The 25,825-nt window shown below is 50.6% G+C and carries 26 protein-coding genes; 22 read left to right on the top strand and 4 right to left on the bottom strand.

Translation table 11 applies throughout. The annotated features are described in order from the left end of the window. Positions 1 to 6 precede the first annotated feature (6 nt). Together xylB and ADU23_RS02340 are read left to right on the top strand one after the other, a co-directional pair. Positions 7 to 1,503 (top strand): xylulokinase, encoded by a 1,497-nt coding sequence (gene xylB, locus ADU23_RS02345; protein WP_053372271.1) that lies wholly within the window; start codon positions 7 to 9, stop codon positions 1,501 to 1,503. Positions 1,504 to 1,776: 273 nt separating this feature from the next. Continuing rightward, the gene (locus ADU23_RS02340; protein WP_053372270.1) at positions 1,777 to 3,492 is read left to right on the top strand and encodes a methyl-accepting chemotaxis protein; all 1,716 of its coding nucleotides are present in this window, start codon (positions 1,777 to 1,779) and stop codon (positions 3,490 to 3,492) included. Between the two features lie 19 nt (positions 3,493 to 3,511). Here the strand turns inward: ADU23_RS02340 and ADU23_RS02335 are convergent, their stop codons facing one another. Next, the gene (locus ADU23_RS02335) at positions 3,512 to 4,417 is read right to left on the bottom strand and encodes a helix-turn-helix domain-containing protein (protein ID WP_053372269.1); all 906 of its coding nucleotides are present in this window, start codon (positions 4,415 to 4,417) and stop codon (positions 3,512 to 3,514) included. Positions 4,418 to 4,598: 181 nt separating this feature from the next. Between ADU23_RS02335 and ADU23_RS02330 the strand changes: the two genes are divergently transcribed. Beyond that, positions 4,599 to 5,015 (top strand): hypothetical protein, encoded by a 417-nt coding sequence (locus tag ADU23_RS02330; protein WP_231637292.1) that lies wholly within the window; start codon positions 4,599 to 4,601, stop codon positions 5,013 to 5,015. A 75-nt stretch (positions 5,016 to 5,090) separates the two neighbouring features. On the opposite strand, the gene ADU23_RS02325 is transcribed toward ADU23_RS02330, so the two are convergent. Next, positions 5,091 to 6,347, bottom strand: a complete 1,257-nt coding sequence (locus tag ADU23_RS02325) for an NAD(P)/FAD-dependent oxidoreductase (protein WP_053372267.1) — start codon at positions 6,345 to 6,347, stop codon at positions 5,091 to 5,093. A gap of 59 nt (positions 6,348 to 6,406) precedes the next feature. On the opposite strand from ADU23_RS02325, the gene ADU23_RS02320 reads away from it, so the two are divergent. The 9 genes from ADU23_RS02320 (at position 6,407) to ADU23_RS02285 (ending at position 12,949) form a co-directional block, all read left to right on the top strand. Continuing rightward, complete coding sequence (locus ADU23_RS02320; protein WP_063845928.1) at positions 6,407 to 7,246, top strand: alpha/beta hydrolase; 840 nt, start codon at positions 6,407 to 6,409, stop codon at positions 7,244 to 7,246. Positions 7,247 to 7,358: 112 nt separating this feature from the next. After that, a complete protein-coding gene (locus ADU23_RS02315) occupies positions 7,359 to 9,032 on the top strand; it encodes an ATP-binding protein (RefSeq protein ID WP_053372265.1) in 1,674 nt (557 codons plus the stop codon). A gap of 79 nt (positions 9,033 to 9,111) precedes the next feature. Beyond that, positions 9,112 to 9,564 (top strand): GNAT family N-acetyltransferase, encoded by a 453-nt coding sequence (locus tag ADU23_RS02310; RefSeq protein WP_053377424.1) that lies wholly within the window; start codon positions 9,112 to 9,114, stop codon positions 9,562 to 9,564. A gap of 81 nt (positions 9,565 to 9,645) precedes the next feature. Continuing rightward, positions 9,646 to 9,786, top strand: coding sequence for a hypothetical protein (locus ADU23_RS33095; RefSeq protein ID WP_176707731.1), 141 nt, complete (start codon positions 9,646 to 9,648; stop codon positions 9,784 to 9,786). Positions 9,787 to 9,800: 14 nt separating this feature from the next. Further along, positions 9,801 to 10,178 carry a DUF3905 domain-containing protein gene (locus ADU23_RS02305; RefSeq protein ID WP_053372264.1) on the top strand — a complete coding sequence of 126 codons (378 nt, stop codon included), beginning with the start codon at positions 9,801 to 9,803 and terminating at the stop codon, positions 10,176 to 10,178. Positions 10,179 to 10,277: 99 nt separating this feature from the next. Further along, positions 10,278 to 10,712 carry a BrxA/BrxB family bacilliredoxin gene (locus tag ADU23_RS02300; RefSeq protein ID WP_053372263.1) on the top strand — a complete coding sequence of 145 codons (435 nt, stop codon included), beginning with the start codon at positions 10,278 to 10,280 and terminating at the stop codon, positions 10,710 to 10,712. A 14-nt stretch (positions 10,713 to 10,726) separates the two neighbouring features. Continuing rightward, on the top strand, positions 10,727 to 11,536 hold the full coding sequence (gene nadE, locus ADU23_RS02295; RefSeq protein WP_053372262.1) for an ammonia-dependent NAD(+) synthetase: 810 nt from the start codon (positions 10,727 to 10,729) through the stop codon (positions 11,534 to 11,536). Positions 11,537 to 11,712: 176 nt separating this feature from the next. Continuing rightward, positions 11,713 to 12,543 carry a hypothetical protein gene (locus ADU23_RS02290; RefSeq protein ID WP_053372261.1) on the top strand — a complete coding sequence of 277 codons (831 nt, stop codon included), beginning with the start codon at positions 11,713 to 11,715 and terminating at the stop codon, positions 12,541 to 12,543. A 7-nt stretch (positions 12,544 to 12,550) separates the two neighbouring features. Then, positions 12,551 to 12,949, top strand: coding sequence for a ribosomal maturation YjgA family protein (locus ADU23_RS02285; RefSeq protein ID WP_053372260.1), 399 nt, complete (start codon positions 12,551 to 12,553; stop codon positions 12,947 to 12,949). 61 nt (positions 12,950 to 13,010) lie between these two features. Here the strand turns inward: ADU23_RS02285 and ADU23_RS02280 are convergent, their stop codons facing one another. Further along, positions 13,011 to 14,150 (bottom strand): SGNH/GDSL hydrolase family protein, encoded by a 1,140-nt coding sequence (locus tag ADU23_RS02280; RefSeq protein ID WP_053372259.1) that lies wholly within the window; start codon positions 14,148 to 14,150, stop codon positions 13,011 to 13,013. Positions 14,151 to 14,313: 163 nt separating this feature from the next. Between ADU23_RS02280 and ADU23_RS02275 the strand changes: the two genes are divergently transcribed. From ADU23_RS02275 to ADU23_RS02255, 5 genes are all read left to right on the top strand, one after another. Continuing rightward, the gene (locus tag ADU23_RS02275; RefSeq protein WP_053372258.1) at positions 14,314 to 15,945 is read left to right on the top strand and encodes a hypothetical protein; all 1,632 of its coding nucleotides are present in this window, start codon (positions 14,314 to 14,316) and stop codon (positions 15,943 to 15,945) included. Between the two features lie 116 nt (positions 15,946 to 16,061). Next, positions 16,062 to 17,123, top strand: a complete 1,062-nt coding sequence (locus ADU23_RS02270) for a DUF4198 domain-containing protein (protein WP_053372257.1) — start codon at positions 16,062 to 16,064, stop codon at positions 17,121 to 17,123. A gap of 9 nt (positions 17,124 to 17,132) precedes the next feature. Continuing rightward, complete coding sequence (locus ADU23_RS02265) at positions 17,133 to 19,274, top strand: copper resistance protein CopC (protein ID WP_053372256.1); 2,142 nt, start codon at positions 17,133 to 17,135, stop codon at positions 19,272 to 19,274. A gap of 98 nt (positions 19,275 to 19,372) precedes the next feature. Continuing rightward, positions 19,373 to 19,765: a holo-ACP synthase gene (acpS, locus tag ADU23_RS02260; RefSeq protein ID WP_053372255.1), complete on the top strand. Its 393-nt coding sequence runs from the start codon at positions 19,373 to 19,375 to the stop codon at positions 19,763 to 19,765. Positions 19,766 to 19,832: 67 nt separating this feature from the next. Then, the gene (locus ADU23_RS02255) at positions 19,833 to 20,057 is read left to right on the top strand and encodes a hypothetical protein (RefSeq protein WP_053372254.1); all 225 of its coding nucleotides are present in this window, start codon (positions 19,833 to 19,835) and stop codon (positions 20,055 to 20,057) included. A gap of 66 nt (positions 20,058 to 20,123) precedes the next feature. On the opposite strand, the gene ADU23_RS02250 is transcribed toward ADU23_RS02255, so the two are convergent. Beyond that, the gene (locus ADU23_RS02250) at positions 20,124 to 20,468 is read right to left on the bottom strand and encodes a c-type cytochrome (protein WP_053372253.1); all 345 of its coding nucleotides are present in this window, start codon (positions 20,466 to 20,468) and stop codon (positions 20,124 to 20,126) included. Positions 20,469 to 20,644: 176 nt separating this feature from the next. On the opposite strand from ADU23_RS02250, the gene ADU23_RS02245 reads away from it, so the two are divergent. The 5 genes from ADU23_RS02245 (at position 20,645) to ADU23_RS02225 (ending at position 25,786) form a co-directional block, all read left to right on the top strand. Next, positions 20,645 to 21,523 (top strand): helix-turn-helix transcriptional regulator, encoded by an 879-nt coding sequence (locus tag ADU23_RS02245; RefSeq protein WP_053372252.1) that lies wholly within the window; start codon positions 20,645 to 20,647, stop codon positions 21,521 to 21,523. Then, a complete protein-coding gene (mutY, locus tag ADU23_RS02240) occupies positions 21,523 to 22,770 on the top strand; it encodes an A/G-specific adenine glycosylase (protein WP_053372251.1) in 1,248 nt (415 codons plus the stop codon). Before ADU23_RS02245 ends, mutY begins: the two co-directional genes overlap by 1 nt. A gap of 28 nt (positions 22,771 to 22,798) precedes the next feature. Next, positions 22,799 to 23,431 (top strand): bifunctional 4-hydroxy-2-oxoglutarate aldolase/2-dehydro-3-deoxy-phosphogluconate aldolase, encoded by a 633-nt coding sequence (locus ADU23_RS02235; RefSeq protein WP_053372250.1) that lies wholly within the window; start codon positions 22,799 to 22,801, stop codon positions 23,429 to 23,431. An 18-nt stretch (positions 23,432 to 23,449) separates the two neighbouring features. Then, on the top strand, positions 23,450 to 24,427 hold the full coding sequence (locus ADU23_RS02230) for an alpha/beta hydrolase (protein WP_053372249.1): 978 nt from the start codon (positions 23,450 to 23,452) through the stop codon (positions 24,425 to 24,427). A 174-nt stretch (positions 24,428 to 24,601) separates the two neighbouring features. After that, entirely contained in the window at positions 24,602 to 25,786 is a 1,185-nt protein-coding gene (locus ADU23_RS02225) for a transglutaminase domain-containing protein (RefSeq protein ID WP_053372248.1), read from the top strand. The last annotated feature ends 39 nt before the right edge of the window (positions 25,787 to 25,825 follow it).

Genomic DNA, 25,825 nt, shown 5'->3' with positions numbered 1-25,825 from the left:
AGGCAAATGAGCTACGTTATTGGGATAGATTTAGGTACGAGCGCAGTCAAAGCGCTGCTCGTTGACCGTAATGGAACGGTAGCAGCGGAAGTTTCCAGGAGCTACCCGCTGTTCCATGAGCATTCGGGCTGGAGCGAGCAGCGGGCAGATGATTGGGTAGTCGGAACCGTTGACGCGCTGAAGGAGCTTACTTCTGCTGCGGGCATTGATGCCGGCGCTATTGAAGGCATCAGCTTCTCGGGCCAAATGCATGGGCTTGTTCTGCTGGACGAGGCAGGAAATCCCGTTCGCAACGCGATACTTTGGAATGACACGCGTACGACGGAGCAATGCCGTGAAATCGAGCGCACGCTCGGTGACAAGCTGCTTAGCATCACCCGCAATCCGGCACTAGAGGGCTTCACGCTTCCAAAGATAGTATGGGTTCGTCAAAATGAGCCGGAAGCTTTCGCGAAGGCGAAGCTGTTCCTTCTGCCGAAGGATTATCTTCGTTACCGGCTAACGGGCGAGCTTCATATGGATTACTCCGATGCGGCAGGCACGCTTCTTCTAGACGTGGCTGGCAAAGCGTGGAGCAACGAGGTGCTTGACGCCTTTGGTCTGCCAGCGAGCTTCTGTCCGCCGCTAGTCGAGTCCCACGGATTAGTTGGAACTTTGCTGCCACAGTATGCGGAGCGCACGGGACTGACGGCTTCAACAAAAGTGTTTGCGGGCGGTGCTGACAACGCATGTGGCGCAATCGGCTCTGGCATCCTGTCCGAGGGCTTGACGCTTTGCAGCATCGGCACATCCGGCGTTATTTTATCGTACGAGAATGATAAGTCGAAGGATTTTGCGGGCAAAGTGCATTTCTTTAATCACGGCAAAGAGGATTCCTTCTATGCGATGGGCGTAACGCTGGCCGCTGGCTACAGCCTGAGCTGGTTTAAGAAAACGTTCGCGCCAAACGAATCCTTTGATCAATTGCTTGAGGGCGTCGGCGCTGTAAAACCGGGAGCGGGCGGTCTGCTGTTCACGCCTTACCTCGTTGGCGAACGTACCCCGCATGCAGATTCCGTTATTCGCGCGAGCTTCATTGGCGTTGACGGCTCGCATGAGCGTATCCACTTTGCCCGTGCCGTTATGGAAGGCATCACCTTCTCGCTTAACGAGTCGGTCGATTTGTTCAGACGTGCCGGCAAAACGGTGGATACGGTCATTTCCATCGGCGGAGGCGCGCAAAACCCGGCATGGCTTCAAATGCAAGCCGATATTTTTGACGCGAAGGTCGTCGCGCTCGAGAACGAGCAAGGGCCTGGCTTAGGCGCTGCGATGCTTGCTGCTTACGGCTGCGGCTGGTTTGACAGCTTGGAATCCTGCGCGGATAAATTTGTGAAGCATGCGGATTCCTATTCTCCGCAGCCTGAGGCGGTTGCCGCTTATGCGGGCATCTTCAAGGCGTATCAGCAGGTTTATGAGCAGACACGCGGTTTAAATGAGGCGCTGATGCCTTATCGCGGCTAGGCTAATGGAGTAGTTAAAAGGGACTATTATTCTCTGAGGAGAATGACAGTCCCTTTTTTTTTTCGCAAAAGGCTCCAGAAAAGCACGTTTCATTCAATGTTTTAAACATTTATCCACAAAAGGAAGCTATTGTGCTTTTAACAGAGGATTGCATGTCTGTAGACCTTGTTTTGCAGAGATTATGAATCTTTAGTCCCAATCGAAATGTGAGCTATACTTACATAGAAAGCAATTTATAATCAATTGCCCCATATCCTTGAGGAGGACACAACCATGAAACGAAAGATGCGAATGACCGTAAGCAGAAAGCTGACTGTTTCCTTCTTAAGTATTTTGATTATATTGCTGGCGAATGGCTTATTCGTATTCAAGATGACGGAAAAAATGAACGTTCAAACGGAGGTCATCTCGAACACTTGGTTAAAAAATATAGAAACGATTCATCGCATCAACTATTTAACCGAGCATTTATTTACTTTGCAGATCAAGGTCGCTGCCGCAAACGAGCCGATAAAGAAGGAAATGCTGCTTGCTGATGGGGACTACACGATAAGCATGATTGACGAGCTGTTCAATGATTACGTGACAAATCGCTCCAAAAACGAGGACATGAACATTTCAAAGTCGCTTGGCGGAGAATGGAAATCTTATATTGCGATTTATCGCAAAGTGATGCTCGCTGCCGTTAAGCCAAACAACAACGCGGAAGTAGAAGAGGCGCTCACAGAGTCAGAATCGTCGTTCAAGACGATGCAGACCTTCACGGACACGCTCATTCGCCTCAATCGTGAAGGGTCGGACAAAGCGGTTAAGGAAAGCGGCGAATTACATAAACAAAGCAATCTGACTATTGTTACCGGTCTCCTCGTCGCGGCGCTGCTCGTTGGAGCTTTAATCTGGTATGTCAGCAGAGCGATCTCAGCTCCAATCAGCAAAACAGCGTACGTGCTTAGCGAAGTCGCATTAGGAAACTTGAATGTGAAGGTGCCAAACGTTAAAAACCGCGATGAAATTGGGGAGATGGTAAAAGCGTCCGCACAGATGGTGGAGTCGCTCCGCGCGGCCATTATGAGCGTGCAGGGCGCCTCTATGAGCATATCGGCCTCATCTGAAGAAATGCTGGCTGTATCTGAGCAAAATCGCAGCTCGGCGAAGCAAGCGGTAACCGGCTTCCGGGAGGTAGCCTCAGGCTCTGAGGAACAGGTGCACAGCTTCCAAGAAATAAACCGCGCCTCGGAGGAAATGGCCACAGGGATTCAGCGAATAGCGGAGACAAGCTCCTACGTATCTGAGCTGTCTGCCGATGCAGCAGAGCGTTCCCGGGCAGGAGGAGAGTCAATTGCGTACGTCGTTCACAAAATGACTTCGATCGACGAGACGGTCAGGCAGGCAGCCGAGCAGGTGGAGCAGCTCGCAGCGCATACCCGCAATATTGGTGCCGTTTCCGATATGATTGGCAGTATTTCGAAGCAAACGAACCTGCTCGCATTGAATGCAGCTATTGAGGCGGCGAGGGCAGGCGAGCATGGGAAGGGCTTTGCAGTCGTTGCAGAGGAAGTGCGCAAGCTATCTACGCAGTCTGCGGATTCGGTCGTCAAAATTACAAATTTATTAAGTAAAATTCAGAGCGATACAGGGTTCACCGTCCAAGCGATGCGGATTAGCGAAGCCGAGACGAAGGAAGGGCTTGCGAGCATACAAGAGGCAGGACGATCCTTCGTGCAAATATCAGAGGCATCGAGCAACGTAATGGACAAAATTCAAGAGGTAGCTGCAGCGTCCGAGCAGCTCGCGGCAAGCGCTCAGGAGGTTTCCTCCTCGATAACGCAAATGATGGATATTGCATATCGAACTTCCGAGATTGCAGGCAGCGTATCCGCTTCCTCCGAAGAGCAGCATGCATCTGCGGAAGAAATTGCATCGTCTGCTAACGGCCTCAGTCAAATCGCGCTGGAAATGAATGATGTTGCGCAAAGGTTCAAGCTTTAAAGAAAGGGAGGAGCAGCAGCTACCGCTTAAAGCTGCTCCATATCGTTTCCGGCCTTACCCCCAGCTCTCCGGCGATCAATTCGGCCGTTAGACGCTGGGGCTTTTTAATTTTGCCGTTGCGGATTTTGGAAATGGTCGTAAGCGAGATTAGCGTAGATTGCGCAAGAGAGGTAACGGATATGTTTTTGCTGAGCATAAGCAGGCGGAGCTTGTAGGACGGGTCCTCCTCCTGATTGTTAATGTGCAGGCTAGTCAAAATAACAGCAAAGTTTTTAAAGCTGCGATTGCCATTGTAAAAAGGTTGAATAACCGCGTCGGCACTGTAATAGCGGTCATCAAACTTTAGCTGGAAATCAACGGATTCAGCAGTTCGATTGTTTTTGGCATATTCAAATACCCGTTTTAGCTTGCTGCGCTCGTGCTCTGCAACAAGATCGAATATCGATTTGTTGACATACAAGGAGGAGGGCTGCTGCACAGGGGCGTAATAATGTTTTAAGTTTATGATCGTATAGCGCTCATTGACGATTAAGGAAACCATAATTTTATTGTGCATAATGTAGCTGTCAATCCACTTGGCCTCACGCAAATCCTTGCATATGATGACATAAACCGTTCGCTCCCCTTGCTGAAGCTTGCGGCAGGACAAACGGATATCCGCTGGAGTCGATGTTTTGGTAACTAGCTTGCATTCGATTTGGGGCGAGAATGCATCCTCGTCAGAGAGCTGGCTAACGGCTTCCTTGAAGGAAAGGCCGATTTCCTGCGTCGAGATGATCGTGGAGGGATCGAGCAGCATAAGATCAGATTTCTTAAAGCCGGAAAAGGTTGCAAACGCTTGATTGACATCGCGAATGGACCAGCGGGATTCGTCGAACTCGACGATAAGCATAGGATCTGAAAGCAGATAAAATAAATGATTCATCGATGACACCTTCCCATCATTTAGCGTAGCCAAAAATATTATGTGATAATTATGTCATAAAACCTAACATAATTACATCTTTTTTTTATGTAAGCCTATTAACATGTGATTTTTCAATTCTTTTTACATGATTTTGCAGGAGGAGGACATGCTATACAAAACGAATAAAGGAGGAAAACAATTGTCGATTAATTCAGCCTTATTATTTGATTTTAATGATGATGACAGCGCGGCGCTCGCTTGCGAAACACTGCGGGAGCTCGGCTACGAGACCGTACTTCATGAAGGCAGCCGCATGCATGTGCATTTGGAGGGAAGCGATCTAACGTCAGCGCTTGAGATCGCGCAATCGCATGGCGGACAGCTTGTCGAGCAAGCGCAAATCGATGCGGATGCGGTAACAGGCAGCGCCTATTCGCTAGATGCCATCGCGATACCGGCACATTTGGTGAATGAGGATTGGGCTTCGGCTTCAGCATATGCGGACACCGAATTTTCCGAGGAGCTGCACAATCGTGACGATGATGCGGATTTTAACGAGGAGTTTCTGCCTGATCCCGGAACATATGGCCATTTCTCGGGGGATGTGCGGATTTAGTCTCCTATCTTTACATAAAGATTAGAAAAGGCTGGCCCAACGTCCCGCGACGATGGATCAGCCTTTTTCTATGTCTTATTGAAGCACCGCGTGCAAACCGGCCGTGTAGCCGGTTGAGAATGCGGCGGTTATGTTATAGCCTCCGGTATAGCCATGAATGTCCAAAATCTCTCCACAGAAGTACAGCCCATCCATCAGCTTCGACTGCATCGTTTTTGGATCCACTTCCTTCAAGTTAATGCCCCCGCCCGTTACGAACGCATCTTCTATGGAAAGCGATCCGTACACTCTAATCGGAAAATGTTTAATAAGCTGGGATAGAGCTATCCAATCCTGCTTTGGAATATTATCGTAAGTAAGGCTATCCGGCAAACCTGCCTTCTGGAGCAGAATCGGAATCATTTTTTCGGGCAAATAACCTTTAAGCACATTTTTAATCGTTTTTTTGGATTCGAGCTCGGTGAGCCTCATCGTTTCTTTGTATACCTCGTCCTTGCTTTTATCCGGCATGAGGTCGATCGCAACTTCAATATTGCCCGTGCCGAATTGCTTCAAAGCTTTGACCACGAACTGGCTGCACCGCAGGACGATTGGGCCGGAGATGCCAAAATGCGTAAACAGCATGTCTCCTTGGTGCTGTATGATCTGCTTTCCCTTCGGGTTCATGACCGACAATGCCACGTCCCTTAAGGATAAGCCCTGCAGCTCCTTGCTCGTAATGAAAGGCTCATTCGACGTGAGCGGAACCTCGGTAGGGAACAGCTCGGTAATCGAGTGGCCGGCTTTCTCCGCCCAAGCGTAGCCGTCTCCGGTCGAGCCGGTCTGCGGCACCGATTTGCCGCCGGAGGCGACGATTACGCTTCTGCTGCGGAACGTCTCGCCGGATTTGGTGCGCACGCCTGTCACTTTTCCTTCGCCATACATGATATGATCGACGGGAGCGTTTAACATGATTTTGACGCCTTGCTTCCGAACTTGATTAACAAGCGTATCCACGACGGTTTTGGCTTTGTCAGACACAGGGAACATGCGGCCATTGTCCTCTTCCTTGAGCGCAATCCCAAGCTTTTCGAAAAAAGCGATAATGTCTTTATTGTTGAAATTGGCAAAGGTGCTGTGAAGAAACCGGCCATTGCCGGGAATATGCTTGATTAGCTCGTCCAAATCTTTATTATTCGTTACATTGCACCGGCCGCCGCCTGATATGCCGAGCTTGCGGCCTAATTTATCTCCTTTATCGAGAAGGAGCACTTTAGCGCCATCCTTGCTTGCGGCTATGCTCGCCATTAACCCGGCAGAGCCGCCGCCAATTACAATTGCATCATATTGCATCTCGTTCCACCTGCTATATTATTAGTAGATATATAATACCACAAATGAAAGGCGGCGTTATGATGCTGCGTGAGGAATGGCAATTAACAGGGGCAAAGGGCTCAACCTTATTTTTGCGGGAATGGAAGCCTGAAGCGCATGAATTAAAAGCTGTCGTCTGTCTTGTACACGGAATGGGCGAGCATGGCGATCGATATAAGCATGTTGCAGCTCATTTTACGGAGGCTGGCATAGCCCTTATTGCGCTTGACCAGCATGGGCACGGCCGCTCATCAGGGAAGCGGGGCCATATGCATTCGATTGGCGCAGCTGCGAGCGATGCCGCACTGATGATCGAAGACGCAGGCAAGCGCCATCCTGGCGTGCCAATTTTCTTATACGGCCATAGCATGGGGGGCAATGTCGCTTTAAATTGCGCGCTGCGCCTTCATCCGCCTATTCATGGACTCATGCTGACAAGCCCATGGCTGCGACTCGCTTTCAGGCCGCATCCGGCGGTGGAGTGGTTCGGACGCCGGCTTGCCTCTATCGTTCCGACGATGCAGCAGTCAACGGGCTTAAATCCCGCCGATTTATTTCGCCCTGGCTATGATCAAGCGGCGCCAATAGTGGAAGACCCTTTATGCCATACAAAAATTACGCTGCATACCTTCACCGAGGTTGGCGCAGGCGGCGAGTGGGCACTCGCAAATGCCGCTAATCTGCAGGTTCCTTTGCTGCTCATGCATGGAACCTCCGATCGTGTCACTTCATTTGATGCCAGCTCCCTTCTTGCTGAAAATGTTGCAGCGTTATGTCATTTCAGACGGTGGGATGGCGGGCTGCATGAGCTCCACAACGATATAGAAGGAGAGAAGGCTATTTTAGAAATGATAAATTGGATGGAGGAACAATTGTAAATAGCTGCCTTTTATGTTTTAATCGGATTAATAGATTCATATACTTGGTAATGAAAGGCTAACTAAATAAGGGACATGCATTCGGAGCGCGAGTAGGGGGAACCGATCGGCTGTGTTAAAGGAATTGCTGTTACAATTCATTTTATCCTTATTGCCTGTTTTCGCCTTCCAGCTTTGGCATGACAAAGAGCAAGGCTGGAAGGGAATGCCGTTTTTTATGGGCATTTTTTGTGGAACTTCAATGATACTATGCATGCTGACAGCTCCAAATGTGTTCGATTATGAAGTTGATTTTCGTCTTATTCCATATTTGCTAGGCTCGCTCTATGGAGGTTTTCCAACACTGACCGTACTAACCTTCATTTACATAGTCCTTAGAGTACCGATGCTGGACAGCATATGGGAATCCGTCAGCTTTATTTTGTTTGTCGTTGGCTTTGTTACGCTAATGCTGTTTTCCATCCGTCCTTTCAAGCGAGCATCGGCACTCAGCAAGGAATATAAAGGCACACTTCTAATGATCATATTAATGCTTTATTTCAGTATTTCGGTTACCGCTTTTATTTCATTCAGCGAGGCAACTTGGTCGTTTGGCATAGTTATAGGGCTTATTCTTTCCATATCTGCATCACTGACGGCAACGTGGCTGTCCATCTTTATGATCGAGAGCGTGCAGGAAAAGAAGCTGCTCAATGATGAAGTGAAACGGATATCGGCTAATTATCGAAATGAAGTAGAGAAGCTGCAGCAATTTATAGACGAGACATCCTTTGGGGTAATCGTCGTTGATCGTGAAGGGCAAATAACGCATTCTAACGAAATGGCAACGAGATTGTTAAGCTTGGGATCAGAGTATATAAGAGCAAAGCAGCTGCTGGGTACAGCCTTTCCGCTCGTATTTCAGAGCGGATACGGAGATGCTTGTGTCAAGCTGCTCTATCAAGCGCTTAATGGCAAGAAGTCCTCGCTTGTTCCGTTCGCCGATGGGGACAAAATGCTGCTGTTAACGACGATATCGCTGCGAACCTCCTTAACGGATCAAAATGCGGGCGCGGCGCTTATCGCACAGGATATTACGGAGCTGAGTCAGCTTAAGGACGAGGTTGGCCGAATGGAACGGCTAAGCCTAGTCGGTCAAATGGCGGCGAGCATCACGCATGAGATTCGTAATCCAATGGCGGTTATTCGCGGTTTTGTGCAGCTTATACAGGAACGCAGCCCAAATAACCAACAAGAATATTTCCGAATCGTAATCGAAGAGCTTGACCGGGCGAACATGATTATTAGCGACTTTTTGTCGCTCGCACAAAATAGGGCGCTCACGATGGAGCCGTCATCTCTGCATGATATTATTAACGAGCTTATTCCGTTATTGAACGCGGACGCGAACCTGCGCGGGCAGACGATTGAAGTGGAGCTTTGTGAAGGCCTGCCGCTCATCATGATGAACAACCGAGAGATTAAGCAGCTGTTTCTCAACATTGCCCGCAACGGCATGGAAGCCATGAGTGAAAAAGGCTTATTATTTATTAGCACGAGCTATTACGATAACAAAGTAGAGCTGCGAATAGCCGATCAAGGCGTAGGCATCTCTCAAGAACAAATGAAGCATTTGTTCGAGCCGTTTTTTTCAACGAAGACGCAGGGTACGGGTTTGGGACTGCCGCTTTGCCTTAGCATCGCGGAGCGCCATAACGGACGGATAGACGTGGAGTCCAAGGAGGATCATGGGACAACGTTTATCGTCACCTTCTTCCTGCCCGAGGAGAAAGCTAGTTTAGCGTAAAGTGGGCTGTAAATGAGTGTTCATTCATTTATGGTTCTTTTTGCATTTATGTAGCGATGGAAAAAAAGGAGCGTTGCAGGTGGAAATACGAGAGCTTTTAAAGGAAGAGCAGCCTCCGATGGAACTGCTGCTGCTGGCAGACCCCTCTGAGGCGCTTGTTTCGCAATATTTAAAGCGCGGTAAGTGTTATGTCGCAGTTCTAGATAACGAAATAATCGGGGAGTATGTGCTGCTGCCGACTAGGCCGGATACGGTCGAAATCGTAAATGTGGCTGTCGCAGAAAACCACCAAGGCAAGGGGATAGGGAAGCGGCTGGTGAAGCATGCGATTCAGCAAGCAATGAAGCAGGGCCACAAAACGATTGAAATAGGCACGGGCAACTCAGGCGTTGCCCAGCTTGCTCTCTATCAGAAATGCGGCTTTCGCATGACGAGCATTGACCGGGATTTTTTTATAAGACATTATTCGGAGCCGATTTATGAAAACGGGATACAGGTTGTCGATATGGTGCGGCTCTCACAGGATTTATAAGGAAGGACGGATTGGCGCATACTACCTTTGAACGATAACCCGCACTATAGGTTATAAGTATAAAGGGAGGAGGCGTTAGCATTGTCACAGCAAAATGAACAAAAAAACCGTTCGGCCGAGCAGGCGCAGCAAGCTGCGAAAAACGCGGCAGAGCAAGGCAAGTCGCCAGAGTCCGCTGGTTTTGACAAAAAGCTGGATGGACCCAATCGTCCGTCCATTTAGCCGGAGGTGATCATGTGCCAGCGGATAATCATGAGAGCAAGAAGCATGTCGATGATCCGTCCCTAGATCCGTATGAGATCGAGTTTTTGCCTATATTTCAGGATGGACGCGGAAGCCGCGAGCCTTTTGTGAATCAATATGGCATCGTCATCGGCGATCATCAATATGAGTCGCCGGATTCGCCGCTCTCACAGTGGAGCGAGGACACCGATCCGGCTATCATGGCGGGCGACGAATGGGTGCATCCGTTTAAGGACATAGGCTTCTTGACGGCGGAGAACCGGGATATTTTCGAGAAGGGGCTGCCGCCGAAGGAAGGATTGTTTGCCCATCCTGACAAAAATGCAGCGTATGGCCTCGATGATCCGAGCCGTTCTCCCGATTCCACATGAAAAAAAGAACAGCCGGAGTGATTGCGCTCCGGTTGCTTTATTTTGACTACGGAAGGTATAATAGTAGCTAAAATAAAGTAATTAAAGGAGTGTGTTTCGATGTCGATGTCATTCGAACGATACATGTTAGATATGGTGCAACCTATGCGGGACGATCTTACTCGCATCGGTATTCAGGAGCTTCGCACACCTGAGGAAGTAGAAGCAAATCTGCCAAACGCAAAAGGTACGGCACTTGTCGTAATCAATTCCGTATGCGGCTGCGCAGCAGGCCAATGCCGTCCAGGCGTAGCTGACGCGCTTCAGCATGATATTACCCCTGACCACTTGTTTACTGTGTTTGCAGGTCAAGATAAAGAAGCAACTGCAAAAGCTCGCGAATATTTTGCTCCATATCCGCCATCTTCCCCTTCCATCGCATTGATGAAAGATGGAGAGCTAGTACACTTTATCGAGCGCCACCAGATCGAAAACCGTTCCGCATCGGATATTGCAGCCGATCTGTCAGACGCTTTCGATCGGTTCTGCCGCTAATTGGGAAGGTAACTATGAGCTTACAACAAGAAATCATTGAAAGACTTGGCGTAAAGCCAGAGATTGATCCGGACGTTGAAATTCGCAAACGGGTCGATTTCTTAAAACAATACGTGAAACAATCCGGTACGACGGGGCTGCTCATCGCCATTAGCGGCGGAATTGACAGCGCCGTTGCTGCTGGCCTTTGCAAGCGTGCAACGGATGAGCTTAGCGCAGAATCCGGACGCGAGTATATGACGCTTGGCGTCTTCCAGCCTTACGGCGAGCAATCGGATATTTCCGACAGCTACGCGGTTGCAGAAGCTTTCCAGCTGAAGCACCGCGCAGAGACGAATATTGCGGAAGCAGTGGACGAGATCGCGATCGAGGTGGAGCATAGCTTCAAGTCGCTTGGCATCCCGCGCCATCTGAGCCGCGGCGGCAAAGGCAATGTGAAGGCAAGAACGCGCATGGTCATGCAGTATGCCCTCGCATTTGATCTTAACCTGCTAGTCGTTGGCACGGATCATGCGTCCGAGGCAATTACCGGCTTCTATACGAAGTGGGGCGACGGAGCAGTTGATGTTACACCGCTAAGCACGCTCAACAAGCGTCAAGTGCGCCAGCTTGCTTCCCATATCGGCGTGCCGCAAAGCGTGCTCGACAAAGCGCCAACCGCAGGCTTATGGGATGGGCAGACCGATGAGGGTGAGCTAGGCATCACTTATGGTGACAATAGCGATTACCTTGAAGGCAAGGACATTAATGCCGAAGCTCGCGAGAAGCTTGAAAAACAATACTTGAAAACCGAGCACAAGCGCTCCCCGATTCCGGGCATTTAAGCTGCTTTCGCTGCTCGAAACGTGATAAGGACTGTCCCATTAAGCCGAGTGATCGGCATGGGGCAGTCTTTTTTTTATGCGCAGCAGTTAAGTGGTTTATTTAGTAAGGCAGTTGCTGAGGGCAGGAAAATAGTTTGGCGGAGAGAATATGTAACTGTTGGAAGGGGCTGTTACGGATGAGAAACAGAAAGCTAATTGTTGTGGAAGGCTTGCCCGGCTCAGGAAAAACAAGCACGGCACGATATGTAAAAGAAATATTGGATAAACAAAATATAGCTAACCGCTTATTTTTGGAAGGCGATTTGGAGCATCCGGCTGACTATGACTGCGCGGCTTTTTTGACGGACGAACAATATAAGGAGCTGCTGCACAAGCATGCGGAACGCGAGCAGCTCATCGAACGGCATTCGGAAGCGCAAGCGGACGGATTTATCGTTTATTACGGCAAGCTGATGAAGGAATCGGATTTGTTCCACGGGGAAAATTTTGACGCTTATGATGTGTACAGCTTGCCGCTCGCGAAGCATCAGCAATTAATAAAGAGCAAATGGAGCTCATTTGTGAAGCGGGCAGCAGACGGGGACGAAGTGTACATATTGGAATGCTGTTTTTTGCAAAATCCATTAACGGTCATGCTGGCGCGTGAAAATCAGCCTCAGTCTGCGATCGCTTCCTACATCCACGAACTTCATAGCCTTATAAAGCCGCTTAATCCATTGTTAATTTATTTGCACCAGCGTAATTTTAAGGATGATTTTTCTAAGGTCATAGCTGAACGGCCTGCTGAATGGTTGGATTTTATTACTTGGTATTATACGGAGCAAGGTTATGGGAGAAGCAAGGGTTTAAAGGGCGTTGTTGGACTGCTTGAAGCGCTTGAGCTGCGAAAAACATATGAACTGGCGATATTGAACGATTTGCCGATCGATCATCTGTTGTTCGAGAAGAGCAGTACCGATTGGACGACGATACGCAGCCGTATTAGCTTGTTTTTGCAATCCGTATAAAGTAGGTGTGTATGTATTGAAAGCCGGATTACGGTACTTGATTGCAGTATTTGTCGCGATGATACTTGGCTTTAGCTCTAGGCGTTATGCGGATATGCTGCCTGTTTTTGTTGCAGAGCATGCGGGGGACGCGCTTTGGGCAAGCATGATATATTTTGGCATTCGTCTCTTATGGGTGCGGAAGAGCTTGCTATGGGCTGCGCTGGTTGGCATTTTATTTTGCTTTGGCATCGAGTTTAGCCAGCTTTATCAAGCTGAATGGATTCAAGCGATCCGCAGCACTTTTCTGGGAGCGTTAGTGCTTGGGAGCGGGTTTTTGACCATTGACTTAGTCAGGTACAGCGTAGGAGTTGCCGTGTCGCTGCTGCTTGATCGATATTTCGGCAGACAGGGCATCAGGTCATAGGATTAAATGGAAGCACAGCGGGGGAAGCAAGATGTCTTGCTTCCCCCGCTGTTTATTCCGTTTACCTTCTATACCAAGCTAGAAAAGCATCGGCAACCGCAGTGCCAGCAGCTCCGTTCGGATGAGGATCGTTAAAAGGGCTCATAAATTCAGGACGGAGCAGCTCTCCATTAGGCTCGGCTTGTCCAAGCACCGATGCGATGTCGAATACGCCGAAAACGTGGGCAGCGGCTTCGGTTCGAATCCAATCGTTGACCGTGCGCCATACCTTCTCTTGCTCGCCCGAGAAGTTGAAAGCAGGCAGCGTGCACAGCCAGATTGCAAGGTTAGGCTTGCTTTCTTGAAGCTGCTCGATAATGGCGCTTAAATCAGCGATCAATTGCCCGGCGCTTCGGCTCGCGGTGCCGATGTCGTTAACTCCGAGGCAAAGGACAACCTCGTCGCCTTGCTTCGCTTTGGCAAGCCACCTGCTGTCGTTCACCAAATCGTAAGCGTGTGCCCAGCCGCTGCCGATGTTCCACACGCCGATGTCGGGCCCGAGGCCCGCCGCAATCTTTGCAGCCCAGAAGGCGTAGCCATCCTGCTCGGTGCGAACGCCTTGCGTAATCGAATCGCCGAGAAAGACGATCGTTTTTTGGACGTTCTTTTCGTAAGCGAGCAGAGAAGGAAGCACCTGGCGGTTGCCGGCCGGAGCATAACCTTCGGAAGAAGCTTGGCCGGCAAGGTCACCATCCGCTTCATACGCGCTCGCGAGCAATGTCTCGGTATTAAACGGTATGCCTTCCGCTGAACCATCTAAAGTAAGGGCCCAGCTAAATGCCAGAAAATGATTTTCGGGCAATGCGATCGCGACGGGGTCGCTCCAAAATTGCTCGCCCTGCTGCACGTTCTTAGAGGGTGCACCGCCAAATGTAACGCCACACACAGATCCATTGACGATTGCTCCATCCGGCTGTGCGCCGCCGTCTGCGACAAAGCAGGATTCGATCCGCCAGCATCCGCCAAGATCATTGGCTTTGGATTCAGAGCCGTCTGCCCATGTAGAATCGACTGAATTGCTATGCCAGAGCTTGAATGACAACAGGCCATACTCTCGCGGCTGTATGTACGTGCGGAAGGTAACCGTCGTTTTCTTCTCCGCTTTCCATTTAAAGTTTGCTGCGCTAGATAAAGAGGTGATCGATGTGTACCCGGTTTGCAACGTTTCCAGCTCCCTAGACGATTATGATGAGCTCCCTGCGGCGAAGGAGTTTAATTGCTTCAAAGCTATCATTATTTTGGGTAGAAAACAATGAAAAGGTTTCCATCACTATTGAAATTATATATGCTAGTAAGAAAGACAGGCGAACAAGGAGATTAGTAAAATGACCTTTACAGCTAGACAAGTCGAGATTGCGAAAAAAATAGCGATTGCAGCGTGGAACCAGCCTCTGCTAAGCAGCGGACTATGGTTTCATAACGATATACGCGACAACTTCTACTATGCCTCCTATCTATTCGCTGCGGCAGTCGGCATGCCGGAGCAGCTGCCCTTTGAAGCGGAGCCTGCTAAGCAGACGGCTGAGAGGGTATTGCTAGAGGTGCTGCGACTTCAAGACCAAAACACTGAAAGCGCTACCTATGGACATTGGCCGTTAAATCTAGGGCAAGAGCCGAGGCATGCGAAACCTAACGTATTGCCTGTGGAGCTGATGGGGAGCTTGATGGCTTTTTTTACGGATCGTTACCGCGCACATTTTTCCGAAAATGTTGCACATGCGTTTGAAACGGCGCTCGTCCATATTTACCGAAGCGGCTTCTACAGGCACAAAATTGTATATGGCCATCACGATGCCAAGTATACAGCGGCAAAGCTGATCTTCGGACAACTTTACGGGGACGCTGAGCTATTGGAAGCTGGCCGCACCAATCTCCAGCTCACCTTGGCGCATGTTCGCAAGCATGGGATGTCGGAATACGGCAGCTTGCCATGGTTTTGGCATTGGGTGCAGGCCTTTACATGCGCATGGCTGCTCATTTACGATTCGGCGATTAAAAAAGAGCTCGGCGGCATGCTTGATTATCTCTGGTCAGAGAGAGCGGCGTTTTACTTGAAAGGGACTTGGGCCGGCGCGCACTGCCGCGGACAGAAGCATGATATTCCGCTCGACGGCAACGTCCTGCATGACTATGTGCAATTCGGTGATTTTGTTCTGCCTGCGGAGCTGCCTCGGACGGAGTACGCCGGTCTGCTGTATTATAAGGCTCCCGAGACGGCACGCCAAACCGCGCTGCATAGAGACGAACCTGTAGAAGTGAAGAAGCAGCTCGCAAAGCTGTCGGATGATGGAGCGAAGAGCCTGCATAGCTATGCGTATATTACCTCTGATTTTGCGGCGGGCGGAATGTGGGAGCGGTATGAGGAGTTTGACAATGAGCAGCATCGCTGGGATATCACATTTCCGATTGGCGAAGTAAGCGGCGTAAACCAAGCATACTTTTTCCATCCGGCCGAGCAGAATGCCAAAGACGATCCGAGGCACCAGAGCAGACATACCGAGGTTCTGTTTCATAAAAATACGATCGCTGCCCTTTATCCTCTCCCAGCAGACGCGGTGAACAAAATCGTCGGGGTATTGCCGAATACGGATTGGCTGCAAGAGCCCGGCATTATGCTCGGACAGACGAATAACGTATACGTGGCGGTCTATTTGATGCAGCCTTACGAGGTTGATAAGCTGGCTGATCGTTATGTCGTTACAAGCGATGGCGGCCGTAACGGGGTCATCATTGAAGCCATTCGCAAGCAAGAGGCGCGGCAACGGGGGATTAGCAGCCTTGAGGCGTTTGCAGCGGAAGCAAGGCTTCATGCTCCTGCTTGGTCGTCTGACGAGAAGCTAAGCGTCCGATATGCGACCTTGGAACAGAATGAGCTTAAGCTAAGCATTGGCGGTCAAGGCAGCATTGTCAAAAGCGTAAATGGGCTTCCGATTGATTTTTCCGAGTACGCGCTCTAATTGGCTGACATAATTCACATATCGTTCACAGCACTATAGCTCTTATGAGTCATGTGCAGCGTGCCCCCTACTGATACAATTTGGAGAGTTAATCCAAGTCGATGGGGGTATTTTTAATGGCATTTCGGAAAAAGATCGTAGGAGCAGCGCTTGCTGCTGTATTGACACTCGGTGCGGCGGTTCCGGTATTCGCGCATGATGGGTGGTCACAGACAAGCGCGCCAATCGTAGCACAGGGCCAAGTATCTTATGTTGAACTGATGTACGGCAACCACTCCAACGAGCACAAAAGCTACCGTCTCGAAGGGCAGTGGAGCAGCGCCTCGAAAGTTTACGTTACTACGCCGGCAGGCGTGAAATCCGACATTACAGACACACGCTTCTATACGGGCGAACCGGCAACAGAAACGACGCCAGCTCTAAACAATTATTCGGTAGCTTCCTTTAAATCGAATGTACCGGGCGCTTACATCATTTCGACAGAAGGAGACAGCGTGTTCAAGAGTGCAGAGGCTTCAAGCCGAACGCTGCGCAGCGCAAAATCATTTGTGGCGGTAGGCGATATTCCCATGCTAGAGCGTGTCAAGGCACTGAAAGGCTTCTCTAAGCAGGTAAGCCCGGATCGCGCGGAGCTTGTCCCGGCTTTTAACCCAGCTGCTGTTACACCGGACGAGAAGGTATCGATTCAATTGCTCCTAAAAGGCGAGCCGCTTGCAGATACAGCCGTAGATATTATCCGCCGCAGCAATTCGGAAGCAACCCAGCTGAAGACCGATGCGACTGGCGTTTTTACGTTCACGACTGGCGCTGCTGATTATTATTTGGTTCGCGCCAAGCCTAGCACGAAGGAGTCCAAGGAAGGCGAATACAGCACAACTAACTATGAAGCGACCATGACATTTACGGTTCAAAATAAATCGGTAAAGCTTCCCGGCTCCGTTACGACAGCTAAGCCGCATATTTACGTAAACGGTAATGTGGTTGCCGTGAACAGCTTGACGATTGCGCAAGGTACAACTAAGGTAGATGCTTCTTTCATCAAACAATATGTTGACGCAGCTTACAAAGGCACCGGCTCTGTAACACTCCGCGCGGCAGCAGAGGCGGCTGGCGCAGCCGTTGAATATTTCCCGGCAGTCGGCGGCAATCAACCGGCAGTTGCGATCTACACGAAATAAGGCATTCTCATGAAAAAATTAATAAATCGTTTGGCTATACTTATTATGTTATGGGCATGCATGCCGAGCTTAGTCTCGGCGCATGCCTATATTGCGAAATCGACGCCTTATCAGGATGCGGAGCTGGCGGAGTCTCCTGCTGCGATTCGAATAACTTTTACAGAGAAGATTGATTTAAAGCTAAGCAACGTCACACTTGAGCGTGAAGACAGCGGCACCTCGATCGCTGGCAAGCTGAGCGGCGAAGATGACCTTACGCTTATTTATACGATTCCGAAGCTTGAGAAAGGCGTTTACCAAGTGAACTGGAAGGTGCTGTCGCTTGATTCCCATATGACCGACGGCTCCTTCCGATTCGCCGTAGGTACGAAGCTTGCGGATGCAGCGCCGGACGATACCGTATCCCTTGACGGCAATTCCTCCGGAAACACAGGAATCGGGGCGAAACCAACCGCCAAACCAACCGCGAAACCAACCGCCAAACCAGCGGCTACGGCGAAGCCGGCTCAGACGAAGGCGCCTACCGAGCAGCCTAAAGCAGCCGTGACTCCGAAACCTATCGTCACTCCTTTGCCGGCCGTAAGCTCCTCGCCTAGCGAGACTGCGGCTCCAGAAAGCAAAGAGGACGTCGTATTAGGGACGGAGCAAGCATCCGGTGACGGCGTTCCCGGCAGCGCTGCTGATTCAGCCGGCGAGATAGCAGGCTCAGACAGCGTTGATTCAGCAGCTGGCTTGCCTGCGGCCACGGATACGGGAAATACGCAGCAGCAGCCTGCTTCGGGTGAAGCGGCAAGCAGTCATGCGAGTCATGGCGAGCATGCTGGCAGCAGCCACGCCGAGGAAGGCGAGCACGAGCATCCGGGCGGCCAGCAGCTTATGGTTATGCTGCGCGTGCTAGATATTTTGGCGGGCGTGATGCTGGCTGGCATTTTGTTTTTCCGATACGTGCTTTGGAGAAGCGATGAGACTCAGGCTCCCTATGGCTTTTCTCTGCGAGCGGAGCGGTTAGTTATCGGAATAACGGCTGCAGTCTGGGTGATTTCCGGCTTAACAAGGCTTTCCATGCTGTCGAATCAATTCGGCGGCGTTACGATAGTTGAGCTGGTTAACGGAACGATGATTGGGAAGATGGCAGCGCTGCGGCCAGCGCTCGCATTGTTTGCGCTGCTGCTTGCATTCGCTCCTAGCCGAGAGCGGAAATGGGCGAATCCACTCAAATTTGGCGCAGCAGCTGGGTTGATTTTGACATTTCCTTTGACGGGCCACGCGTATGCGGCCATGAAGGACGCAGCCTTGGCGATCACTACCCATGCGGTTCATATGAGTGCCGCGGCGATATGGTTTGGCGGCCTCGCAGGTTTGTTTTCGCTCACCTTCAGCCGCAGCGCCATAGACCACTTAAACCAAGCGGCCGTGCGTTTCTCGCGATGGGCGCTGCCAAGCATGGCGCTCATTTTGATTAGCGGCATCTGGCTGTCGGCAGCAAGGCTTTCAGCATGGGAGCAACTGTATACGAGTGCATATGGCAGGCTGATTGTTGCTAAGTCCATCTTTATGCTGCTTGTGCTTGTTATTGCTGCGCTTCACAAGCTGGTGTTCATGCCCCGGATTGCGCAGTCGAAAGCGCCAAAAGCAACACGCGGCTTGCTGCTGGGCGTTCGAATAGAAGTGCTGCTCGCTGTTGCTTTGTTTGTGCTGGCAGGCTGGCTATCGTCGACTTCGCCGCCGGAGGCGGCTGCCGAGCAGAAGCTTTCCGAGCCGATTTATTGGCATGTGATGGGCGAGAAAGCGCATATGAGCATGCGTATTTCTGCTAACGAGAAGACGGGGGAGCAAGCTGCAAGACTTGATGTCTGGCTGCCTGAAGGACTAGGCGCGCCTGTATTGGCTAATGCTGACATAACGCTGGTTGCTGATGATTCCGCGGCTGACAGCAATCAAAATACGAATAAAGAATCGATTCCGCTCAAGCTGCAGCCAGCGGCGAACGAGCCGTTCGAATTTCCCGGCTTCACCAAATACACGTACCGGGCAACAGGCGAGTTCATAGACGATAAGCAGCAAAGCTTAATAACGGTGGACGTTAAGGATGCAAAAGGAAATGACTTCCACTATGAACGGGTAATCGGCGGTGGCCAGCAAGTGCCTTAATCAACCTGATGTCCTAATCGAGATGCCGCATGCGGCTAGGCTTGACTTCAAACGAGCCATCTGCTAATCTCACCATCAGGGAAAAGGCAGGTGTTAGCATGATCATCGGCATCGGACATGATTTATCGGATATAACCCGCATCGTAAAAGTATTGGAGGGACCCTCGCGCAAGCGATTCTTATCACGCGTGCTGTCGGCAGGTGAACTCGCGCTTGCTGAGCAGTATTCGGGCGAGCGGCTCCACCAATTTACGGCGGGGCGATTCGCGGCGAAGGAAGCGGTCGTGAAAGCTTTTGGCTGCGGAATCGGAAAGGTTATGGGATTTACGGATATCGAAATATTGCGCGGAAGCTGCGGCAAGCCGGAGTGCAGCTTATCGGCTGCCGCTTGGGAGCGGCTTGACATGAGCCCGGAAGCTGTGCGGATCCATGTTACCATTACCCACGAGCGCAAGCTGGCTTCAGCTTTTGTTGTTGCGGAACGGATATAGCTGTAACCTTTTGCCTATACTTGGAATGTAATATACCAAGCTAGCGAGTCGAGAGGGGTTGGCGGGAATGAAGGAGCAACGGCAGCAGAAGAAGCGTCGGTTTAAAACAGGACAATGGGTCGAATATGACGGTTTGTACTCAGATGATTGGGGCGGGGATTTGATGCTGATCCAGGGCGATCTATTTCCGGCTCATCCCCAAATGGGTGAAACGCACTGGACGTACGCGGGCCAAGCTGCTCTTCATTTTATGAAATCTCCCAAAATAAACGGTCACCATATCGGTTATTAGCCAATATTGAAAAAAGGATGCCGGCGGCAATCAATTCCGCTTAGGCATCCTTTTTGTTGTTTACGATCATTTTTTGGCAGCGAGCCAATCGGATAATCCGGCAATTTCTTCGGCAGTCAGACGTTCTTTGAAGGCAGGCATTGTGTCGCCTCCTTGTTCAATTTGCTTCGTAATGTCCTCGGCGCTCATGCGTTCGCCAACCTTCTGCAAATTCGTTGCAGGACCTACTCTGCCCTGCAGCCCGGTGCCGTGGCAGCTAACGCAATTCGCCTTGTAAACGGCTACGACCTCATCCGGTCCATCCAAAGCTTTGTTTTTCTGTGAAGAGCTTCCGGACCCGCCGCCGCAGCCTGTCATAGCGAGCAGCAGTCCCGCGGAAGCAATAAAAATAATCACTTTTTTACTAGACATTCACAACTCTCCTTACATCTTTTCAAAAATATGGTTATTTCGGGTTTGTTTTGGGTTTTTTCATGAATCCCATATGAATTTGAATCGTTAGTTCGTATAATAGAATAGGTAGTTTTGTGTTCATATCAAATGGTAACGACTATTATTATATCGCAGTTTTACCTATAGGAGAATTTATGAAACCGACAATTGAGAGTATATTACAAAATCAATTGAATAAGATCCAAGCTGAGGTTATCATGACCGCTTATTCGGAGAACCTGCCGGGCTGGAAGGTGCAGAAAACGGAACCCGATTTTTATCGATTCTGCTATCCCGACAAGGGAAGGTCATGGCTGGAAATCGATGATGAGCGCTATATTCTTGAACCGGGGACCCTTTATTTTTTGCCTGCAGGTACGGTACAATCATTCGGTACGGAAGGCGACGAGCCGCACGGCTGCTATTGGTGCCATTTCCGTTTGGAGCTCGGCGATATTGAATTCATCAATTCCATCCATTTGCCGCCGTTCGTTTATGTGCGGGACAGGCAGATGATGAACGATCTTTTTGCCAAAATGTATACTTTTCAATATCACCCTACCATCACGAGAGAGCTGCGTTTAAAAGCGATTTTTCTTGAGATGTTCTCCTTTTATCTAGATGAAAGCCAAATTCAGACACAAACGCTCCAAGACCCTAGCTTTGAGGTAAAATGGAATGAGGTGCTCGCCTATATCGAAGCGAATTTGCACGTGAACATTCAAATCGAGGATCTTGCGAAGGTCGCCTTCCTTCATCCGAATTATTTCATTACCTCTTTTAAAAACTTTATGGGCTGCTCGCCGATTCAGTATGTGACAAATCGCCGGATCGAGCTTGCGAAGCAGCTGCTTATGGAAACGGACTTTCCCGTCGCAACTATCGCCAAGAAGGTTGGGATGCAAAATCATTATTTATCAAGACTGTTCAAAAGGTATATGGGCCTCACGCCCATTCATTATCGACGGATCGTCAAGCATAGCATTGGCAATCGCCTGGAAACCGCTGTCACATCTGAGGAGGACTACAGCTAGTGGAACAAGAAGCAATAAAACAATTTTTTAGTACGGAGCTGCTGACCTGGTACCGGCTCATTAAGCGCGATCTGCCTTGGCGGAAGAACCGCGACCCTTACCGGGTATGGGTTTCGGAAATTATGCTGCAGCAGACGAGAGTAGACACGGTCATTCCGTTTTACAACAACTTTATGGGCAAGTTTCCTACCGTCACAGCGCTTGCGGAAGCGCCGGAGGAAGAGGTGCTCAAAAGCTGGGAGGGACTGGGCTACTATTCGCGCGCGCGCAATTTGCAAGCAGGCGCCAAAGAGGTCGTTGCGCGCTACGGCGGCATCATGCCGGATGATAAAGCATCTGTCGCAGGACTGAAAGGCGTTGGTCCGTACACTAGCGGGGCGATCATGAGCATCGCGTTCAATCGCCCGGAGCCTGCGGTCGATGGCAACGTCATGCGCGTGCTCTCCCGTTATTTTTGTTTGGAGGACGATATTGCGAAGCCCTCTACGAGAGTCGGTATCGAGAAGCTGGCTGCTTCGTTGATTCCTGAAGGAGCGGCGGGCGATTTTAACCAGGCGCTTATGGAGCTTGGAGCGCTCGTTTGTACGCCGAAATCGCCAAGCTGCCTGCCATGCCCCGTGATGGAGCATTGCGCAGCTAGGCTTGCAGGCAGGGAAACGGAGCTGCCGATCAAGACGAAGGCGAAGCCGCCGCGCCCAGAATTCAGGGCGGCAGTGATCGTTGCAGGCAGCGGCAAGAACAAGGGCAAAGTGCTTGTAAGGCAGCGTCCAGCCACGGGGCTGCTAGCCCAAATGTGGGAGCTGCCTCACCTGTTATTGGAGCCGGACAAAACGAAATGGCTCGATGAGTCCGCTCCGAAGGAGCAGGGTGAGCTTGCCGAGATGATCAGCCGCATGCTGGAGGAGGATACGGGGCTGCTTATCCGCCCGCGCAGCTGGTTTACGGATGCGGATCATATTTTTAGCCACATTCACTGGAAGATGCGTTTTTATTTAGCTGATTTGGGTGAAGAGGCCGACGCCTATAAGGAGCTGGCTGCAGCGAATAGCACGAATGTGGCGGCGGAGTCAGCTCCCTTATACGACACATTAACACCTGCTGATGCTAACAACGCGGCTCTTGAAGCCGTTTCCGATGGCACAGGGGATACGGAATCTGGCTCTTATCGATGGATTGGCAAGGAAGATATGGAAACTTTACCGTTTCCGAACTTATTTTTGCGAATTTTAAATCAAATTTGGGAATAAATGAAAGTATAGACCGGAGGAGAAGCGAATGAACGGGATGCTTGAGCTGCTGCTGGAGCACAAAATTGTAGCCATTTTGCGGGGAATCGAAGATCGCCATGCCGATGCTGCGGCGCAGGCTTTAATAGACGGCGGCATTCATATGATGGAAATTACGATGAATACGGAGGGCGCTGCTGCCATGATCGAGCGGTGGCGCACGAAGTTTGGCGCTGAGGCGGCAGTCGGCGCAGGCACGGTAACGGATGTTGCGCTAGCTGAGCAAGCGGTTGCCGCTGGAGCCCAGTTTCTTATCTCGCCTAATTTGGATGAGGACGTTATCGCCTTCGGACGCGAGCGCGGACTATCCGTCTGGCCCGGGGTCATGACGCCGACAGAGATCGTGAAGGCGTGGAAGGCAGGAGCCGATGCGGTCAAAATATTCCCGATGGGTACGCTTGGCATCGGATATTTGCAGGAAATTCGTGGTCCGCTGAATGAAATACCGATGATCGCAACCGGCGGAGTAGATCTACATAACATTGCCGATTATTTTAAAGCAGGAGCGAATGCCGTCGGAATGGGCAGCAAGCTCGTTAATTTGGATTGGGTTCGCGAGGGGAAATTCACGCAAGTAACGGAGCGGGCACGGCAATTTGTAGAAGCCGTGCGGGCTTTGTAAGCCAAAGGGGGAAATATGGTGGGAAATGCCTTATGGTTTTTGGCTAGCTTGTTAATTATCGTTGGATTGCTAGCTGCGCTTGTCTGGCAAATGGGGGCGCGCAGCCAGAGGCCGCGCAAGCTTTCGAATCCGGAAGCCCCTGCCGTGGACACGCAGTGGCAATCCTTGTCCTTCATGAGCGGCGGATCTAAGCTTGAGGGCTGGCTTCTCCATCCGGCGCCTGAGGCGAGTTCAAACCATGAACAAATTCCTCTTATCGTGATCGCGCACGGCTGGGGCTCCAATCGGAATAGAGTTTTGCGTTATACCCGCCCGCTTTATGAAGCGGGCTTCGCTGTATTTATGTACGACGCGCGAAGCCACGGCAACAGCGATTCCATATCGGCGCCTTCCGCGCTTATGTTTCGCGACGATGTGCTGGCTGCGGTCGAGACCGCTAAGCAGCTTCCAGGCATCGACCCTGATCGGGTCGCGGTGCTCGGCCATTCGCTCGGCGGCTTCGGGGCGCTGCTTGCGCTTGATCACGGGATGCAGGTAAACGCGGTCGTAACCGACTCGATGCCCGTTCGTTTCGAAACGATGATGAAGTCAGAGCTGAAACGAAAAAAGCTGCCGCTTTTTCCGCTTGCCTATCTAATTCCGAAGATTTGGCTCATTCGTGCACGTATTTCGCGGGCGGAATTTAAGAAGGCAAGCATTCCGTTAGTACTAACGAAACATGCGGGCAGCCCGGAAGAAGGCAGGACGCCGGTTATGATGATTCATTCGAATGGCGATGATTTTATTAGCGCGGAAGATTTGCGAGAGCTCAAGGAACAGCTGCCCGACGGCATGATCAATACGCTGTTCGTATCTGCGAAGGGGCACAGCGCTTCGGAACAGGCGCCGGCATTTTGGGAGAGTGTCATCCCTTTTTTACAGAAGGCGGTCGTACATGCCTCGGCAAAAAAGGAAGCCTGCGGCACGGGGCTGCAGGCAACAAGAGAGAATATATAATAAAGGGGGGTCATGAATTCATTATATAAGCATAAGATGAAACCAAGATGAGAGAAATATTACAGTTTGATTACATAGCTTTAAAACGTAACGGCTGTATTAAAAAACAGGCTCGTGAACGATAGCCGCGGTATTTCGAGGCGACTTGCTTCACAAGCCGTTCAGGAGGTACGAATGCATAGAGTAGCTTCCAAGTTGTTGGTGGTAGTTATCGTCATAATAGCTGCGTTCTATCTTGACTTAAAGCTGGATCTGTTTCCTGCCGCAGCGGAGTCGGAGGAGGTCGCCGTAGTGGATGAGACGAATAAACTGGATCGGCTGGAGCTGGAAATCGCTAAACGCTTCCAAGCGCGGTCTGAGCATTTTTCGGTGGCATACACAGGGGACAAGCAGGAGCTATCAGGAAAGCTGACGGAGATAATTCGCGCAGCCCTTCGTCATGATGACTATTCAGCTTACATTCTAGAATCCTATATCTATACGATTCGTAGCTGGGGCAATAAATCGACGATTGCCCTCGAAGCAAGATACCGGGAGACGCCGGAACAGACAGCTGCCGTTGACCGCGCAGTCGCGAAGGCGCTCCAAGAGATCATTGAACCGGGCATGAACGACCATGAGAAAATAAAAGCGATTCACGATTGGATCGTGAGCCATGTTGAGTACGATCAATCCTTAAAGCATTATACGGCTTATGACGCGATAACGCTTGGGGAGACAGTCTGCCAAGGGTATTCGCTGCTTGGCTACAAGATGCTCAAGGAAGCGGGAATAACGGTATTAATTGCCGAGGGCACGGTGAATACGGGCGAGCATGCTTGGAATATGGTGCAGCTTGGCGGCGTTTGGTATCACCTCGATCTAACATGGGATGATCCGGTCAGTACGGCAACCGCCGGCAAGGACGCTGCAGCGAAAGCAGCCGAAGAGAATAAGAATACAATCCGTTACAATTATTATTTAAAGACGGACGCGGAGCTGCGCGTAGACCATCAATGGACGAAAACCTATCCCGCAGCAACCGTATCCTATGCGGATACGATTCGCGAGCTTGAGCAGCAGGGGCAGGCGACGGAGCGCAATCGATTCAGCAGGCTGAAGCTGGCGCTAGGCCTTCACTGGCTTGAGCCTGAATATACGGTATCAAGCTCGGAGCAGCTTAATCAGATCATTCAATCGGCGCTTGACTCGCGCACGGCAAGCTTAGCGTTTAGGTATGAGGATGGCGCACAATTCCCTGCTGCGCTTAAAGCGGCCTTCCAGGGCGCGAACGTGGCTGTTGGCTACCGGGCAAGCTATGAGCCGTATGCAGGCAATAACTCGCTTATCGTCCATATACAATTGGAGTACGCCCGTTAGCAGCGTTATCCGATCGAAGAAATCCGGGGTGCAGAGATG

This window comes from Paenibacillus sp. FJAT-27812 (assembly GCF_001273905.1).
GTDB lineage: Bacteria > Bacillota > Bacilli > Paenibacillales > Paenibacillaceae > Pristimantibacillus.
This window is presented reverse-complemented; position numbering and strand designations above follow the sequence as displayed.

What these genes read in the sequence shown, in the direction of transcription:
- xylB (WP_053372271.1), top strand. Translation starts at nt 7, where the DNA reads ATGAGCTACGTTATTGGGATAGATTTAGGTACGAGCGCAGTCAAAGCG.
- ADU23_RS02340 (WP_053372270.1), top strand. Translation starts at nt 1,777, where the DNA reads ATGAAACGAAAGATGCGAATGACCGTAAGCAGAAAGCTGACTGTTTCC.
- ADU23_RS02335 (WP_053372269.1), bottom strand. Translation starts at nt 4,417, where the DNA reads ATGAATCATTTATTTTATCTGCTTTCAGATCCTATGCTTATCGTCGAG.
- ADU23_RS02325 (WP_053372267.1), bottom strand. Translation starts at nt 6,347, where the DNA reads ATGCAATATGATGCAATTGTAATTGGCGGCGGCTCTGCCGGGTTAATG.
- ADU23_RS02320 (WP_063845928.1), top strand. Translation starts at nt 6,407, where the DNA reads ATGATGCTGCGTGAGGAATGGCAATTAACAGGGGCAAAGGGCTCAACC.
- ADU23_RS02300 (WP_053372263.1), top strand. Translation starts at nt 10,278, where the DNA reads ATGTCGATGTCATTCGAACGATACATGTTAGATATGGTGCAACCTATG.
- nadE (WP_053372262.1), top strand. Translation starts at nt 10,727, where the DNA reads ATGAGCTTACAACAAGAAATCATTGAAAGACTTGGCGTAAAGCCAGAG.
- ADU23_RS02290 (WP_053372261.1), top strand. Translation starts at nt 11,713, where the DNA reads ATGAGAAACAGAAAGCTAATTGTTGTGGAAGGCTTGCCCGGCTCAGGA.
- ADU23_RS02275 (WP_053372258.1), top strand. Translation starts at nt 14,314, where the DNA reads ATGACCTTTACAGCTAGACAAGTCGAGATTGCGAAAAAAATAGCGATT.
- ADU23_RS02270 (WP_053372257.1), top strand. Translation starts at nt 16,062, where the DNA reads ATGGCATTTCGGAAAAAGATCGTAGGAGCAGCGCTTGCTGCTGTATTG.
- ADU23_RS02265 (WP_053372256.1), top strand. Translation starts at nt 17,133, where the DNA reads ATGAAAAAATTAATAAATCGTTTGGCTATACTTATTATGTTATGGGCA.
- acpS (WP_053372255.1), top strand. Translation starts at nt 19,373, where the DNA reads ATGATCATCGGCATCGGACATGATTTATCGGATATAACCCGCATCGTA.
- ADU23_RS02255 (WP_053372254.1), top strand. Translation starts at nt 19,833, where the DNA reads ATGAAGGAGCAACGGCAGCAGAAGAAGCGTCGGTTTAAAACAGGACAA.
- ADU23_RS02250 (WP_053372253.1), bottom strand. Translation starts at nt 20,468, where the DNA reads ATGTCTAGTAAAAAAGTGATTATTTTTATTGCTTCCGCGGGACTGCTG.
- ADU23_RS02245 (WP_053372252.1), top strand. Translation starts at nt 20,645, where the DNA reads ATGAAACCGACAATTGAGAGTATATTACAAAATCAATTGAATAAGATC.
- ADU23_RS02235 (WP_053372250.1), top strand. Translation starts at nt 22,799, where the DNA reads ATGAACGGGATGCTTGAGCTGCTGCTGGAGCACAAAATTGTAGCCATT.
- ADU23_RS02225 (WP_053372248.1), top strand. Translation starts at nt 24,602, where the DNA reads ATGCATAGAGTAGCTTCCAAGTTGTTGGTGGTAGTTATCGTCATAATA.